The following is a 16,081-nucleotide window of genomic DNA, read 5'->3' as shown; positions in this document are numbered from 1 at the left end:
TTCCCGTGACCGCTCTCGAACGGCTCGCCCGCACCGACATCGCCTTCCTCAACTGGCGCGACCCCGGACACCCCGACGCGGGCGGAGCCGAGGCGTACTGCTGGGAGATCGCCCGGCGCTTCGCGGCGGCCGGAGCCCACGTCACCCTGATCTCCTCGCGGTACCCCGGCTCACGCGCCCGGGAGTACCGCGAAGGCATCCGCCTCGTGCGGGGCGGTGGCACGTTCGGCGTGTACGCGGCCGCCGCCGCGCACCTGCTGCGGAACCGTCACGCGTACGACGCCGTGGTCGACTTCCAGAACGGGATCCCGTTCTTCTCGCCGCTCTTCACGCCCCGGTGGACCGCGGACATCTGCGTCATCCACCACGTCCACCAGCGCCAGTTCGACACCCGGTTCCCCTGGCCGATGAACGCCGTGGGGCGGCTCCTGGAGAAGCAGGTCAGCCGGCGCGTGTACCGGGGGCGGCCGGTGGTCGTCGTCTCGCCGTCCACGCGCGAGGCCACCCGCCGCGAACTCGGCTTCGGCAACCCCCTGCACATCGTGCCCAACGGGCGCCCCGACCCCGCCCTCACGGCCACCGCCGGACACCGGTCCGCCACCCCCGTGCTCACCGTCGTCAGCCGGCTGGTGCCGCAGAAGCGCGTCGACCTGATCCTCCGTGCCGTTCCCGCGCTGTTGCGGGACCGTCCTGAGCTGCGCGTCCATCTGTGCGGGGACGGGCCGGAGGGCGAGTCGCTGCGGAAGCTCGCCGCCGGACTCGGCATCGGAGCCGCCGTCGAGTTCCACGGACACGTGTCCGACGAGCGCAAGGAGGAGCTGTTCCACCGGGCGTGGCTGACGGTCGTGCCGTCCGTCGCCGAGGGCTGGGGGCTCGCCGTCATCGAGGCGAACGCCGTCGGCACCCCGGCCCTGGCCTTCGACGTGCCGGGGCTGCGGGACGCGATCCGCCCGGGCGTGAACGGGTGGCTCCTCGACCCGGACGCGGACCTGGCGGCCGGCGTCGCCTCGGCCCTCGACGCGCTGTCCACGCCGGAGGCACGGTCGCTGAGCTCCGTCCGCTGCCGTGCCTGGGCTGCCGCGTTCTCCTGGGACGCCAGCGCCGAGCGGCTCGCCCACGTCGTCCTGGAGGACCTCCAGCGGGTCCACCGCCACCGGCGTTCCCGCCGTTCCCCCTGCGACCTGTCCGTCCTCACCCGTTTCCTCTCCCCCGACCCCGAGAACACCGAGCGCGCGGTACGGAATTCGCTGCGTCAGACCGACGCCTGGCACCGGGACGGTGACGCCTTCCGTCTGCTGCTGCACGGCTGCGATGAGGTACGGGCGCTGAGGGCCCTGCACCGCCTCGATGTGACGGAGGCCGACATCTCCCTGGCGCACGGCCACGACGTGCTGCTCGGCGCCGCGGAACCGGACGACGGCCCCGAGCGGGGCCGGGCCCCCGGGCGGCGGCCGTGATCGCCGCGGAGCGCGTCGCCGAGCGGTCCCGCGTCCTCCAGGACGAGGTGACGGCGGTGCTCGGCGCGCGCTGGATCGCCACCTCGGTCGTCGTGGTCGGCGCCCTCAACTACGCGTACACCCTGGTCCTCACCCGGCTCCTCGACGTCTCCGGGTACGCGACCTTCGCCGCCGGTCAGGGGCTCGTCGTGTGCACCGCGGCGGTCGCCGTGGTCACCGTCCCCTGGATGCTGGCGCAGGCACTCGCCCGGGCGCGCTCGGACGCCGAACGGGGCGAGGCGGTCCGCTTCGCCGTCGTCACGGCCGTCGTCGGCGGCACGGTCGCGGCAGGCGTGGTGGGCGTCGTGGCGATGGAGTTCGCGAGCACACCGACGACGCTCGTCATCGCCGGCTCCACGCTCGCCGTCTACGTCACCCGGGTCAGCGCCGGCTGGCTCCAGGGCACCGAGCGGCTGCGGACCCTCGCGGTGCTCATCACCGCGGAGGCCGCCCTGAAGTTCGGCGTGGGCCTGTTCTTCGTGTCGGCGCTGGGCCTCGGCGAGACGGGCGCCCTCGCGGCCTTCGGGATCGCCGTCCTGCCGTACGTGTTCTTCCGGCCGCGACGGTTCCGCGACGGGCGTCACCGCACGTGGCGGGCGGTGAGCGTCGACCGCGACCTGTGGCGGCGGGCGGGCGGCGTCGCCTCGCTCCAGGGCGTGGTGGCGGTGCTCGCGGCCGTGGACATCGTCCTCGTCGCGATGCTGCCCACCGACCGGGCGGCGGCGGCCAGTTACCAGGCCGCGGTCATGCTCGGCAGGGTCCCGCTCTTCCTCGCCGGGGCCGTCTCGATCGCCTTCCTGCCCGCGCTGTCGCGGCGGCGGGCCGGTGACCCCCTGACGGCGGGGGCGCTGAGGATGTACGTGACCGCGGCGCTGCCGCTGACCGTGGTGGCGGCGACGGTGCCGGGCGCGGTGCTCACGCGCGTGTTCCCCTCGGGGTACGAGACGGTCGCCACCCTGATGGCCTGCACGGCGACGTCGGGCCTCGCGCTCGGCGCGCTCGTCCTGCTCGTGACGTTCGCGCAGGCCGTCAACGACTACGCGTGCCTGCGGACCCTGCTCGCCGGCCTCGCCCTGTACGTGACCGCCCTGGTGTCCGGCTGGGTCACCGGCGGCGTGCTCGGCATGGCGATCGGCGGGCTGTGCGGCACCACCGCCGCCCTGGCCCTGCTGGCCGCCCGGCACGCCCGCCGCCACGGGTTCGGGCTGGCTGAACAGCCGTTCGGGCGCATGGTGATCCCGGTGCTCGTGCTCGTCGGCGGACTCGTGCTGCTCCACCCGTACCCCGTCGCCTGGTTCACCGCCGCGCTGGCGGTCACGGCGGCCGCCCTGTGGCGCTTCTTCGGACTGCGGCGCGAGGCCCCCGCCCCCGTGGAGGGCCCGGAGCCGGACGGCGGCGCGAGCCCCCGGCCGGCGGCGGAGCCCGTAGCGGACCGCCGACGGGAGCGGTCGTCCGACCGCCGCCCGTACTGGACGCCCGACGGGCACGACGGCCGGACGGCCGGACGGCCGGGGGCGCCGTCCGTGGTGGACGGCGAGCGGCCCGCGCCGCTGCTCGTCGACGCCGTGTGGCGGGGCCGGCTCAGGCCGGCCCGTGACGAGGAGCTCCTCGCCGCGCTGGCCGAGGCCCGGCGCAACCAGGTCGAGGGCCGGCTGGCCCGTGCCTACCCCCGTCAGCTCGCGGCGACGCTCACCGAGGTGGAGCTGGCGACCGGGCTGTTCCGGCGGAACCTCGTCGAGTCCACGGACCGGCTGCGGGCCGCGGGCATCCCGACCGTCCTCATCAAGGCCGACCTCGCGGGGGACTACGTGTACGGGAACTTCGACCTGGTGGTGCCTCCGGGACGGCTCCGGGCGGCGCAGGCCGCGCTCGACGGCTGGTACGCGCACCGCACGACGTACTGGCTGGAGCGGTCGACCAAGGTGCTCCTGGAACCCCCGAGCGGCCCGGCGGCCCATCTGCACGGTTCGGTCTCCTGGTTCGGTGTACCGGTCGTCCCGACGGAACGCCTCTTCGACCGCGCCGAACGGCCCGCCTCGACCGACGGCCGCGGCGACGGCTGCGCCTGGCTGACACCCTGTCCTTCCGACCGGCTGCGGATCTGGCTGGCACACGCCCTGTTCCAGAACCTGAGCCTGGATCTCTCCGAACTCCTCGCACTGCGCCCGCTGCTGCGCCCCGAGGTCCTGGCGGAGGCCCGTGACGAGGCCGCCCGCGAGGGCTGGTGCACGGGCGGGCGGCAGGCACTCGCCGCCGCCACCGAGGCGATGGCACGGCTCGACCGGGGCGAGTCCGTCCCCCTGCCGCTGCCGCTCCCGGTGCGCACCTCGCTCCGGGCGGGGGCCGAGCACTCCGGCCACCTCCTCGTCGAGGGCCGGGTGCGGGCGGCGACCCGTGAGGCATCCCTCCGGATACCTCTCGTGATGACCAAGAGACTGCGGAGGCGGGTGCCATGACGACCCCACGAGGCCCTCTCCTCGTCGCCGTGTCAGGACCCGACGGCGCCGGCAAGTCCTCGCTCGTCGGCCGGCTCGCGGCGATGCTCGCCGAGCGCGGCCTGACCGTCGTCACCCTCCACTGCTACGGCTGCTTCCTGTGCCGCAGGTTCCCGGTCCCGCCCCGTGTGAAGGACGCGGCGGAGCCGGGCGGGGACGGGTGGGCACGGCGCGCGACGGATCCACAGCGCGGGGGATCCCGACTGCGCCGTGCCCACGCGTTCCTGGACGCGGGTGAGCTGGCCGCCCGGATCGCGGTCGCCGGGCTCCGGGCACGTGCGGGAGCGCGGGCGCGCGGCGGGGAGGCCGTGATCCTGACGGACCGCGGGCCGCTGGACGGTCTGGCGAAGTTCGACCCGCCGGCCGGCTCGGGGGCGGCGGCCGTCTTCCGCCGGATCGCCGGCCGCTACGCGCTGACCCTGCTCGTGGAGACCTGCTCCGACACCCTCCGGCGCCGTGGCTGGGAGGAGGTCGCCGGGCCCCCCGCCGGGTGGTGGGCGCGCTACCGCAACTGGTCGCGACGGCTGCCGCGGATCGTACGGCTCGACGGCGAACGGTCGCCGTCCCTGGTCGCCGGCGAGGCCCTCGACCGGATGCTCGACGCCGCACGGGAACGGGACCGCGCGCATGCGGTACGGGAGGATGCCCCCGTGCCGGACCGGCGACTGCGGCACGTGGTGATCTCCGTCTACGACGACGCGGAGAACCCGGCCTATCGCGGCGGAGGCGCCCTGGTGGTGGGGAAGGTGGCCCGCCGGCTCGCCGAGGACTTCCGGGTCACCGTCGTGACGGCCGGACGGAGCGGCGGCACCGAGGAGCGCGACGGCATCCGGTACGTCCGGCTGCCGGTCTGCCGGGCGGGTCCGCGCGCCGGCCAGCTGCTGTTCCTGACGCTGCTGCCGTTCGTCGCCCGACGCGTCCGGCACGACCTGTGGCTGGAGAGCTTCACTCCCCCCTTCTCGACGAGCTTCCTGCCCCTGGCGACGCGCGCCCCCGTCGTCGGCGTCGACCAGGGCCGCAGCGCCGAGGCCCTGTGGCGGCGCTACCACATCCCCTTCTTCCTCGTCGAGCGCCTCGGACTGCGCTGCTACCGGCACATCGTGGTGATGAACGCGGCGGACGGTTCGGTGGTGCGGCGGCTCAGCCCCCGGGCCGACGTGCAGGTCATCGCCAACGGGGTCGAGCAGCGCACGCTCGACGAGTCCGGGCTCGGGACGGGGCAGTTCATCCTCTTCCTGGGGCGGATCGACACCTGGGTCAAGGGCCTCGACCTGCTGCTCGACGCGTACGACCGGGCCGCGCCACCGCTGGACCTGCTCCTCGCGGGCAGCGGCACTCCGGCCGAGGAACGCCGGCTCGCCGCGCTCGTCGCCGCCCGCGGCCACGGGCCGAGGCCCCGGATCCACTGGGTGGGATACGCCGAGGAGGAGCGCAAGCACCAACTCCTGCGCGACAGCGCCTTCCTGGTGATGCCCTCCCGCCACGAGACCTTCGGCCTGGTGGCCCTCGAAGGCATGTCGTACGGCAAGCCCGTCCTCCACTTCGACCTGCCCGCGCTGCGCTGGATGCGTGACGGCGGCGACGTGGCCGTCCCGCCGTTCGACGTGGCGGCGTTCGGCCGACGGATGACCGAGCTGGCCACGGACGCGGCGCTGCGCCGCCGGCTGGGGCGGCGCGCCGGGCTCGCCGCCCAGCGCTACACGTGGGACGAGATGACGGGTCGCTATCTGGCCCTGGCCCACCGACTCGTGGACGCTCCCGCCGCCGTACGGCGGCCCGGCAGGAGGGGTACGCCATGGCTGACGACCCACTGACCCGATTCGTCCGGACCCTCGTCCGATCGGAGGTCCCGGTCCTGGTCCTCTCGCCTCACCTGGACGACGCGGTCCTGTCGTGCGGCGGACTGCTCGGATGGGCGGGGCGCCGGGCGCCGGTGACGGTCGCCACGCTGTTCACGGAGGCCGCGCCGCCGCCGCACACCCTCTCCGCCCGGCAGTACCTGAAGCAGATGGGCGCCGGCGACGCGGAGGAGCTGTACGCCGAACGGCGGGCCGAGGACCGGCGGGCCCTGGCGCGCCTCGACGTCCGGCGGTACCACGCGGGCCTGGTCGACGGGCTGTTCCGGCGGCTCCCGCGGGCCCGTCCCGGCACGGAGCGGCTCGCCCGGCTGGTGCCCGAGGCCGTCCACGTGTACCCGACGTACCGGCTGCACCTCTCCCGGGGACACGTCTCCCCGCACGACACCGGAACGCTCCGCGCGGTCGGGGAGACCGTCGACGCCCTGCTGCCCGGACGCACCGGCGGGCTGGTCCTCGCGCCCCTCGGGGTGGGCGGCCACGCCGACCACGTCCTGGTCCGCACCGCCGCCGAACGCAGCGGCCGCCCGGTCGTGTACTACAGCGACTTCCCGTACGACCTGCACGCCGCCGCCGACCCCCGGTTCACCGCCCGGCACCGGCTCGTGGCCCGTGACTGGGTGCGGGGCCTCGACCGCAAGGCGGAGCTGATCCGGGAGTACCGGACCCAGGCCGACGCCCTGTTCCCCGGCGGCCGCGTCCCGCGCGTGCCCGAGGTCTACCTGCTGCCGGAGGCGGCCTGGGAGACCGGGCCGCCCGCGTCGGCCGCACCCGCGCAAGGCTCCGGTCGGCGGATCCGTACCGCGGGAGGTGTGCCGTGACGGTACCGCGCACCGCTCCGCCGTCCGCCCGGGCCGAAGCGACGACGGCGGCCCCCGCCCCGCCCCCGCGCGGGCGGCGTGGCCCCGCGCCCACCGTCGTGTACGCGGCGGTGGCGGCCCTGCTCGCCGTTTCCCTCCGGCTCGTGCAGATCGGACGGGCCGGGGACCTGTTCATCGACGAGCCGATCTACCGGCGGCTCGGGGAGAGCGCCGCCGCGGGCGGCTTCCCCCGGACCGACGAGGGCCTGTTCTTCCTCCACCCGCCCGGCTACTTCTACCTGGAGGCGGCCTGGACCAAGGTGGTCGGGGAACACGCCGACATCATCGCGGGCGTGCACTCCTCACGGGTGCTCAACGCGCTCCTGGCGGGGGCCACTGCGGCCCTCCTCGTCCTCCTCGTCGCCCGGGTGCGGTCGCCCGCCGCGGGTCTGGTCGCCGGGCTGGTCTTCGCCGTCGACATGTTCTGCATCCGGCAGAACGACCGGGTGCTCCTGGAGACCGGGACGATGGTGTGGGTGCTCGCCGGATACCTGGTCCTGGTGGGTCTGGCCCGGCCCGACCCACCCGCTCGGCCCCGGGCCCGGGCCGTGCTCGCCGGGCTGTTCCTCGGGCTCGCCGTCCTGACGAAGGACCACGCGGCACTGATCACCGTGCTGCCGCTGCTCGCCGCCCTGGCCCTCGGCTGGGGGCCGCCCCGGCGCCTCGTCGCCCTGACCACGGCGACGACCGTCCTCGTGTACGGCGTGTACGTGGCCCTGGTGGTCGGCTTCGGGCACTTCGAGGCCTTCTGGGACGCGAAGGCCGCCGGCGCCCGACGGCTCCTCGGGGTCGTGCAGGAGACCGGCTTCAACGCGGAGGGCACGCCCTCGCTGGCGGGCCGGCTCGTCGCCGAACTCCCCGCGTACGGGACCACCTACCTGCTGCTCGCCCTCACCCCCGTGGCGCTCGTCCTGCTCCTGCGCCGCAAGGAGCCGGTGTACCGGCTGCTCGCGCTCTTCCACGCCTCGGCCATCGTCACCCTCGGGTACGCGATCGGCGTGGGCACCCTGGAGGAGCAGGCGCTGTACCTGCTGTTCGTGCCGAACCTGGTGGCGCTCGCGGTCACCGTGCCGATGCCGTCCCGGCTCCGGCCGGGGCTGCGCCTGCTGGCCTGCGGCGCGCTGGTCGCGCTGCTCGCCGTCCCCGCCTCGGTGTACGCCCGTGACCGGGGGGCCGCCGACGACGGCTTCCAGAGACTGCGGACGTACCTGCTCACCCATGTGCCGGCCGGCAGCGGGATCGTCACCGTGGACGGGCAGCGGACCCGGGGCGTGACGAACTGGACGCTGCGCGACACCTACCGGCTCGGCCACTGGACGACGCCCGAGCAGCGGGCCGTCAACGGCGCCGCGTACGTGGTCGTGCCGTGGCGGGTCCTGGAGCAGGGGTACGGGCACTCCACGCTCGCGGAGGTGCAAGGGCTCACGGCCGGGCTGCGGCCGGTGTTCTCGTTCGACGGGGACATGTACGGCACGCTGGCCCTGTACCGGCTGCCGTCGCCGGTCCCGGGACCGAGCGTCGTGGAACTCGCCGTGCCCGGTTCGGCCGTGACGGGACCGCTGCTCCCGGCGCCGGCTCCGGCGGGCGCCGCGACCGGGACGTCCGTGCCGGAGGCGGGCGATGCGGCACGCTGAGCGGCGGCCCCGCGTCCTCCTCCTGACCAGCAGTCCGCTGGACGGGGCGGAGGGCTGCGACGTGCGGCTCGCCACGGACGTCCTCGACGTGCTGCCCGATGTGGACTTCGTCTGGTTCTCCCAGTGGCCCGGCCGGCGGCAGCCCTCTCCGACGCGCGGGCGCGCCGTCCGCATCCTCTCCCGGGACGGTGTGCCGCACGTTCCCGAACGGGCGCAGTCCGCGCTCGCCGGGGCCGTGTTCGCCCGCCGCGTCGACCTGGTCCACGCCTTCCTGACCATCGGCCGTACCTTCCCGGCCTTCTCGTGGCTGCGTCCGCTGCTGCTCGGGAGGCGGCCCGTCGTCCACACCGTGCCCGGGGCGATGGACGCCCGCTATCTGACGCACACCCGGCCGCTGGGGACGACGGTCGCCCTGTCCGAGTCGATGGCTCGACGGCTCCGGGCGGCGGACTTCGGGGACGTGCGGGTCGTGCCGCCGATGATCTGTCTGGACGCGTGGCCGTACCTGCCGCGTCCGGAGGGGTTTCCCGTGGTGCTGTTCGCGGGGCACCACGATCCGCACGGCGGGGCGGAGCTGGCCATCGACGCGGCGGCGGAGGCCGTCGGGGCCGGTGCCAGGTTCCGGCTGGTGCTGGCGATGCGCGGACGTCCGGGCCAGGACCACGCCGCCCTGGACGAGGCCTTGCGGGAGCGGGCCGGGGCGGCGGGCCTCACGGACTTCGAGGTGCGGGGGTACGTCGAGGACATGCAGGCCCTGCTGGCCTCCGTCCAGGTGCTGCTGTTCCCGCCGCCCGTGCTCGGCGGCAAGGCGGACGTGCCGCTCACCGTGCTCCAGGCGCTCGCGTCGGGGCGGCCTGCGATCCTCAGCGACCTCCCCCAGTTCGCCGACTTCGGCCACGCGGTGCTGCGGGCCCCGGCGGGTGACGCCCGCCGCACCGGGCAGCAACTGGCGTGGCTGCTCGCCCAGCCCCGCTCCTGGGACGTGCTCGCCGAGCGGGGCCGGGCGGTGGTCGAGGAGCACTTCGGGCCCGAACCGTTCGCGGCCCGGTACGCGGCGCTGTACCGGGAGCTCCTGACATGACGGCGCCGCGGTGGACGAGGGCCCGCGCGGCGGCCGCGACCGCGCCGGCGGCGGTGGTCCTGCTGCTCGTGGGGACCTTCGGCGCGATACGCCCCGAGGCACCGGACCCGCGGCCGGAGCCGTACTGGTACGGCACCCTCCAGACCGATCCGGACCGGGCGCGCACCGAGTACGAGCACGGCCTCCGGGTGGCCCATCTCCAGATCGACTGGGGCAGGTTCGAACCGGAGCAGGGCGAGTACGACGAGGAGTACGCGCGCGAGGTACGGGACCGGCTCGACACCTTCCGTGCGGCGGGGCTGCGGGTGGAGGCCGGACTCGGCCTCAACCATCCGCCGTCCTGGCTGCCGGACGCCTTCCCGGAGTCCGTCTACACGAACCAGTTCGGCGTGCGGTCCACCGAGACGCCCAACATGGTGTTCAGCGAGCCGGTACGGAACCACATCGCCGAGTACGCGCGCGCGGTGGACCGCATGATCGGTCTGGAGAACTTCTGGGCGGTCCGGGTCGGCGTCAACGAGAACGGCGAGTTCGCCTACCCGTCCCCCATGTCGGAGGGGGACGGCCCCGGCGAGTTCTGGGCGTACGACAACCACGCCCAGCGGAGCAGCCCCTACCCGGGCTGGCGGCCCGGCGAGCGCACGTACAAGGGGAAGCCGTTCACCCGGGAGCAGGTGGCACGCTGGTACGACTGGTACGCCGGGGCGCTGGCAGGGGCCGTGAACTGGCAGCTGGACCTGTACACCTCGCTCGGGTACCGGGGAGCGCTCAAGGTCCTGGTGCCGGGGGCCGGTTTCTACCCCTCGGACCTGCGGGCCGCCGTCGACGCCCGGCTCGTCGACTCGCCGTCGATCCGGCTCGTCGCGCGCGGCGCCGGGTTCTTCGTGACCCTCCCCCGCGTCGAGCACCATGAGACGGTGCGGATCGTCACCACCGCCCTGGTGGACGGCACCGGCGATCCCGACGACAACGGCTGCGCTCCGGCCGACGCGAGGACGGACGTGGCCCACCCGGACGACGCGGTGGTGCGCGACTGGTCCTCGGCGCGCTGGGTGGTGGCGGTGGCACGGAGCGCCGGTTTCACCCGGCTGGCCGGGGAGAGCGCGGGCCCGCAGGTGGCCGCGTACCGTCCCGGGGTGACGGAGACGGCGTACCGGCAGATGGCGTCCTGCGGTCTGGAGGGCATGATGTGGGCCTTCGACTGGCAGCTGTACGACGGGACGCCCGGTTCCTCGCTCGCGGAGTACGCGGAGACCATCCGGCGTCACGACTGAGGCGCCGGTGCGGCCGGGTCACGCCGCCGGGCCGTGAGGAGCAGGATGCCGGTGTCCCCGTACTCGGGGAGGGTGCGGTCCTTCGCGAGCCGGGAGATGCGCAGCCCGGTGGTGCGGGGGGTGAAGACGGCACGCAGGGCGGCCTCGTCGACCGGGTGGGCGGGCCAGACGGGGCCTTCACCGATGCGGTAGCTCGGCATGCGTTCCATGAAGGCGGCGAGGAGCAGGCCGCCGGGCCTGACCGCGCGGACGAGGGCGGCGCAGACGGCGGCGAACTCGTCGAGGTCCTCGGTGACGCTCTCGGCGACGAAGTGCATCGAGGCGAGGTCGTAGGCGCCGGGGGTCAGGTCCTCGGCCGTCCCGCGCACGACCCGCACCGGGCGGAGCGCCTCCGCGCAGCTCGCCGGGAGGGCGGGGTCGAGGGAGCGGCACAGGCGGTAGAAGGGCTCCCAGCTGTCGTCGGGGCCGTGGTCGAGCTGGCGGCGCAGATAGCGGACGTTGGCGGCGCTCGGTTCGACGGCGTCGACGCGGCGGCTGGCGGCGCCCGCGAGCATCAGCGGGTAGAGGTTGGGCCCCGCCCCGAGTTCGAGGGTGCGGGCCAGGCTGCCGGGGGCGCACCGCCGGTAGACGGCGGCGTGGTGGCGGATGACGCCGACGTCGCAGGGGTGGAGGCTGCGGTAGTTCTCGGCGAGGTAGTCGGCGACGGGCCAGGCGTTCCAGTCGGCGTCCCGGTTGCGGCGCACCGGGCGCGTCTCCGGAGGGCCCGTCCCGGTCCCTCCCGTCCGCGGGTCCATCACTTCTCCGGTACCGGTAGGGCGTCGGGGCGCGCGGTGGGGGCGGGCTGGAGGGGGAAGCGTCCGGCGAGCTCGGTGAGGGCCTGGCACAGCTCCTCGATCTCCTCGTCGGTGTTGGCGGCGGTGATCTGGACGCGGAAGCCGACCCGGTCGCGGGGGACGAGGGGGTAGGAGGCGAGCGTCACGTAGATGCCGTGTTCCCAGAGGAAGGCGGCGACGTCGTCGAGGTCCTCGGCGCGGCCGAGGGGGATCTCGACGATCGGCAGCCCGTCCGTGTTGGGCGTGGCGATGCCGAGGGCGCGTACGTGGCCGAGGACGCGGGCCGTCTTGCGGTACAGGGCGGCCCGGATGTCGTCGCCGCGTTCGTCGTTGACGTCGAGACCGGCGAGGGCGGTGGCGAGCGAGGCGGTGGGCGAGGGCCCGGAGTACAGGTAGGGGGCCGCCGCCACCTTGAGGTGGTTCTTGAGCCGTTTCGGGACGGCGAGGAAGGCGAGCAGCGAGGAGAACGCCTTGGAGAAGCCTCCGACCAGGACCAGGTCGTCGTAGGTCTCGCCGAGGTGGCGGACGAGGCTGTTGCCCCGCGCGCCGTACGGGCTGCTCTCGCCGGGGCGGCGCTCGCCGATGACACCGAAGCCGTGGGCGTCGTCGACGTACAGCAGGGCGCCGTTCTCCCGGCAGACGGCGGCCAGGGCGGGCAGGTCGGGGAAGTTGCCGGTCATGCTGTTGACGCCGTCCATGCAGACGAGCCGGCTGGCGTCGCCGGGCGCGCCGCGGAGCAGCGCCGCCAGTTCGACGGGCCGGTCGGCGTGGAAGCGGTGGATCTCTGCGCCCTGGCCACGGGCCGCGACGCAGCCGTCGTACACGGTGCGGTGGGCCTGCGCCTCGACGAAGACCTGTCCGGTGCCGGCGAGGATCGGGATCACCGACTGGTGGATGAGGGTGATGGTGGGCAGCAGCAGGGTGTCGGGGGCGCCGAGGAGTTCGGTCAGCCGCTCCTCGATACGGGGGTAGAGCCGGGGGCTGCCGATGAGCCGGGACCAGCTGGGATGGGTGCCCCACTGCCTGACCTGCGGTTCGATGGCCTCGATGACCGTCGGGTCGAGGTCGAGGCCCAGGTAGTTGCAGGAGGCGAAGTCGATCAGCCAGTCGTCGTGGACGCGGATGCGGCGGCCGTCGATCTCGTCGATGACGGCGTCGCACATGCGGCTGGTCCGGTGCAGGTGCTCCAGGTCGCGCCAGCGGGACGCGCTCGGGGGGTGTCCCACCCGGCCGGCGGGTCGGGGCGCGGGCCGCTCGGCCGGGGGCCGGCCGGTGGGGGGCGGGGCGCGGTGCAGATAGGACTCGGCCTGCTGGGCGGTCATGGGGCGGGCGAACAGATAGCCCTGTCCGTAGCGGCAGCCCATCTCGGCGAGGAGTGCCCGTTGTTCCTCGTACTCGATGCCTTCGGCGACGACCTGGAGGCCCAGGACCTCGGCGATGCGCACGATGCCTTCGACGAGCGCCACCTGTTGCGGGTCGGTCGTGATGTCGTCGATGAACGACTTGTCGACCTTGAGGACGTCGATGGGGAACTCGCGGAGGTAGCTGAGCGAGGAGAAACCGGTGCCGAAGTCGTCCACGGCGATGGAGACGCCCATGTCCTTGAGGGCGGCCATGGTGGTCTTGATCTGGGCGTCCCCGCGCATGAGGACGCTCTCGGTGAGCTCGAGGACGAGCGATCCCGGTGCGAGCCCCGAGGAGCGGAGGGTGCGCCGTACCCCGTCGAGGAACCCGGGGTCGCGGAACTGGCGTGCGGACACGTTGACGCTGGCGTACAGGGGGGCCTGGCCCGGGCCCGCGCGCTGCCAGCGGGCGATGTCGAGGGCGGCGTGTTCGAGGACCCAGGCGCCGAGGGGCATGATGTGGCCGCTCTCCTCGGCGAGGGCGATGAACCGGTCCGGGGGGACCATCCCGCGCCGGGCGTGGGGCCAGCGGACGAGCGCTTCGAGGCCGGCCGGCGCTCCGTCGCGCACCTCGACGATCGGCTGGTAGCGCAGGGCGAACCTGTGGTCGGCGATGGCGGCGTCCATGCCCGCCTGGAGTTCGTGCCGGGCGACGAGCCGGGAGTGGAACTCGGGGTGGAAGAGCCGCCACCGCTTCTTGCCCGCGGCCTTGGCCGCGTACAGGGCGAGGTCGGCGTGGCCGAGGAGTTCCTCGGCGTGGGCGCTGTCGAGGACGGTGGCGATGCCGACGCTCGTGGACACGGACACCGCTCCGTCGGTGAGGTGGAAGGGCTGGCTCAGGGTGTGCACGATCTCCGCCGCGAGGGTCTCGGCGTCGCGGGGTTCCCGTGCGCCTTCGATGAGGACGGCGAACTCGTCGCCGCCGAGCCGGGCGGCCGTGTCGCTGAGCCGGAGGACGGAGGTGAGGCGTCGGGCGACGGCGACGAGGAGTTCGTCGCCGACGGAGTGCCCCATGGTGTCGTTGACGACCTTGAAGTCGTCGAGGTCGACGAAGAGCATGCAGGTCAGGGTGGATTCGCGGCGGCCCCGGAGCAGGGCGCGCTCGACCCGTTCGAGGAGGAGGACGCGGTTGGGCAGTCCGGTGAGGGAGTCGTGGAACGCCCGGTGCGTCAGCTCGCGTTCCAGTTTCCGCTGCTCGGTCACGTCGCGGAGGGTGAGGACGAGGCCGTGCACGGTGCGTTCGTCGCGGAGGTTGCTGCAACGGACCTCGACCTCCAGGTCGGAGGAGCCGCCGTGGACCAGCTTCCAGTCGTCCCGGGCGTCGACGGCGGCACGGGACCGCGTGTCGGCGAGGACGCGCAGGGCGGCGCGGGTGTCGGCGGGGGCGATGAGGTCGGTGAGGGGTGTGCCGGGGAGCAGGGGGCGGCCGAACATGGACTCGGCGGAGGGGCTGGCGTAGCGGACGGTGTCGTCGTCGTCGACGATGAGGATGACGTCCGAGGTGTTGTGCACGAGGGTGCGGAAGTAGGCCTCGCTGGTGCGGCGGTTGACCTCCTCGCTGAGCGCGAAGCGTTCGAGGGCCAGGGCTGCCTGGGAGGCGAGGGACTGGGCGGGGCCGGAGATCTCGGCGAGCTTCTTCTCGGAGCCGGCGAGGAGGAGGACGCCCAGCAGCGGTTCGGGGCCCGCCGGGGCCTGGAGCTCCAGGGGGCAGAGCAGGGCGAAGTGCTCGGGAGCGGCCTCCGCGGCGACGGCGGGGTCGAGCCGGGACACGGGGAGGATCCGGGTGCCGTCCGCCACCGAGGCGGGCCAGGGCGTGGCGGTGGGGCGCGTCGGCGGGGTGGTGGGCCGGGGCGGCCCGTGTGCCGGGGGCCCGGGTTCCTGGTCGGCCCGGGGCAGGGTCAGTACGTCGGTGCGGCAGCTCCAGGGGTGGTCGGCGGTGGCCACGGCGCTGAGGCCTCCCCGCTGGTCCCGGATGAGGAGCAGGGCCCGGTGGTCCGTCCCGGGGCCGAAGAGCGTGGAGGACGCCGTCTCCACGGCGCCGGCGACCTCTCGGGGGCTTAGGGCGGCGACGAGGGAGGCGGCGGCGGTTCTGAGGCTGCGCTCGCGTGCCTCGGCCTTGCCGTGGTCGTTCATCATGCCCCAGAGCCGGGCGAGGACCAGCAGGAACATGAGGGCGGAGAAGATCGCGATGACGGCGATGTCCTGGTCCCGGTCGTCGCGCAGGGTCTGGAGCAGGAGCAGCACGGGGGCGACGAGCGAGGCGCCGGCGAGGAGGGCGAGTCGCCGCTCGGCGACGCGTGGGGCCGGTTCGGGGGCGCGCTCGGTGAGTCCCCGCATGGAGGGGTGGAGGGCGGCGAGTCCCCAGGCGGTGAAGAAGACGACCCAGCCGAGGTCCCAGGGGGTGCCGACCTGCCAGGTGCCCTTGAGCTGGAGCGTGCCGTAGGTGACGTCGGAGGCCAGGATGCCGCAGGTGCCGAGGGTGAGGAGCTGTACGGACCGGGAGCGCAGCCCGCCGGGGACGAGGAGCCGGGCGAGCATGGCGAGCATCAGCACGTCACCGAGGGGATACGCGATGGAGATGGCCTTCTCGGTCCAGCTCATGTCCTCGCTCCTGGCCAGCGGGGTGATGAGGTTGACCCAGGAGAGCAGGGCGAGGCCCGAGGTGAGGATCAGGGCGTCGAGGACGACCCCGAGGTCGCGTCCGACGGCGCGGTAGCGGATGAAGCCGAACAGTCCGATGGCGAACAGCGGGTACGTGATCAGGTACAGGGCGTCCGCGACGGAGGGGAAGGGTCTGGTCTGGCCGAAGAAGGCCTCCAGGGCGTTGTACGCCGTGTCGCCGCCCACGAAGGCGAGGTTGGCCGCGGCGAGCACCAGCCAGGGCCAGCGGCGGGAGGGCCGGTGCAGATGGACGCCGACGAGGATCGCGACGACGCCGCTGAGCCCGATGAGCGCCCACAGGACGGTGTGCCGCGCGGGGAACTTCAGGTAGCCGACCGTGAGCAGAGTCACCGTCAGGATGTACAGCGATACCCATCGGCGCAGTCTCCCGGTCGCGGTGGGCGGCCGGTTCGGCCGGCGCAGCGACATCGTCGACCGCCCCCTCGCCGGGTCGGACGCCTGATGCGCCCTGGTCGCGGACATGGGCT

The 16,081-nt window shown here is 74.3% G+C and carries 9 protein-coding genes; 7 read left to right on the top strand and 2 right to left on the bottom strand.

What is annotated here, in order from left to right:
- Window positions 1-5: 5 nt before the first annotated feature.
- From AMK29_RS25050 to AMK29_RS25020, 7 genes are read left to right on the top strand one after another with little or no spacing between them, the layout of a single operon-like run.
- A complete protein-coding gene (locus AMK29_RS25050) occupies window positions 6-1,457 on the top strand; it encodes a glycosyltransferase family 4 protein (RefSeq protein WP_158071356.1) in 1,452 nt (483 codons plus the stop codon).
- Complete coding sequence (locus tag AMK29_RS25045; RefSeq protein WP_073817012.1) at window positions 1,454-3,952, top strand: lipopolysaccharide biosynthesis protein; 2,499 nt, start codon at window positions 1,454-1,456, stop codon at window positions 3,950-3,952. The genes AMK29_RS25050 and AMK29_RS25045 overlap by 4 nt, the downstream gene beginning before the upstream one ends.
- Window positions 3,949-5,805 carry a glycosyltransferase family 4 protein gene (locus AMK29_RS25040; protein WP_073817008.1) on the top strand — a complete coding sequence of 619 codons (1,857 nt, stop codon included), beginning with the start codon at window positions 3,949-3,951 and terminating at the stop codon, window positions 5,803-5,805. Before AMK29_RS25045 ends, AMK29_RS25040 begins: the two co-directional genes overlap by 4 nt.
- A complete protein-coding gene (locus AMK29_RS25035) occupies window positions 5,787-6,668 on the top strand; it encodes a PIG-L deacetylase family protein (protein WP_073817004.1) in 882 nt (293 codons plus the stop codon). The genes AMK29_RS25040 and AMK29_RS25035 overlap by 19 nt, the downstream gene beginning before the upstream one ends.
- Window positions 6,665-8,341 carry an ArnT family glycosyltransferase gene (locus AMK29_RS25030; protein ID WP_073817000.1) on the top strand — a complete coding sequence of 559 codons (1,677 nt, stop codon included), beginning with the start codon at window positions 6,665-6,667 and terminating at the stop codon, window positions 8,339-8,341. The genes AMK29_RS25035 and AMK29_RS25030 overlap by 4 nt, the downstream gene beginning before the upstream one ends.
- Window positions 8,328-9,422, top strand: a complete 1,095-nt coding sequence (locus AMK29_RS25025; RefSeq protein ID WP_073816997.1) for a glycosyltransferase family 4 protein — start codon at window positions 8,328-8,330, stop codon at window positions 9,420-9,422. Before AMK29_RS25030 ends, AMK29_RS25025 begins: the two co-directional genes overlap by 14 nt.
- Window positions 9,419-10,696 carry a beta-galactosidase gene (locus tag AMK29_RS25020; RefSeq protein ID WP_073816993.1) on the top strand — a complete coding sequence of 426 codons (1,278 nt, stop codon included), beginning with the start codon at window positions 9,419-9,421 and terminating at the stop codon, window positions 10,694-10,696. Before AMK29_RS25025 ends, AMK29_RS25020 begins: the two co-directional genes overlap by 4 nt.
- Here AMK29_RS25020 and AMK29_RS25015 read toward each other — a convergent pair.
- Together AMK29_RS25015 and AMK29_RS25010 are read right to left on the bottom strand one after the other, a co-directional pair.
- Window positions 10,687-11,490: a class I SAM-dependent methyltransferase gene (locus tag AMK29_RS25015; protein WP_073816990.1), complete on the bottom strand. Its 804-nt coding sequence runs from the start codon at window positions 11,488-11,490 to the stop codon at window positions 10,687-10,689. The two genes, AMK29_RS25020 and AMK29_RS25015, sit on opposite strands and share 10 nt — an antisense overlap.
- The gene (locus AMK29_RS25010) at window positions 11,490-16,022 is read right to left on the bottom strand and encodes an aminotransferase class I/II-fold pyridoxal phosphate-dependent enzyme (RefSeq protein WP_443334080.1); all 4,533 of its coding nucleotides are present in this window, start codon (window positions 16,020-16,022) and stop codon (window positions 11,490-11,492) included. The genes AMK29_RS25015 and AMK29_RS25010 overlap by 1 nt, the downstream gene beginning before the upstream one ends.
- Window positions 16,023-16,081: the final 59 nt, after the last annotated feature.

The sequence above is a fragment of the Streptomyces sp. CB02261 genome (assembly GCF_001905665.1).
Classification (GTDB): Bacteria; Actinomycetota; Actinomycetes; order Streptomycetales; family Streptomycetaceae; genus Streptomyces.
The sequence above is the reverse complement of the archived record's forward strand: the minus strand, read 5'-3'. Positions and strand labels throughout refer to the sequence as shown.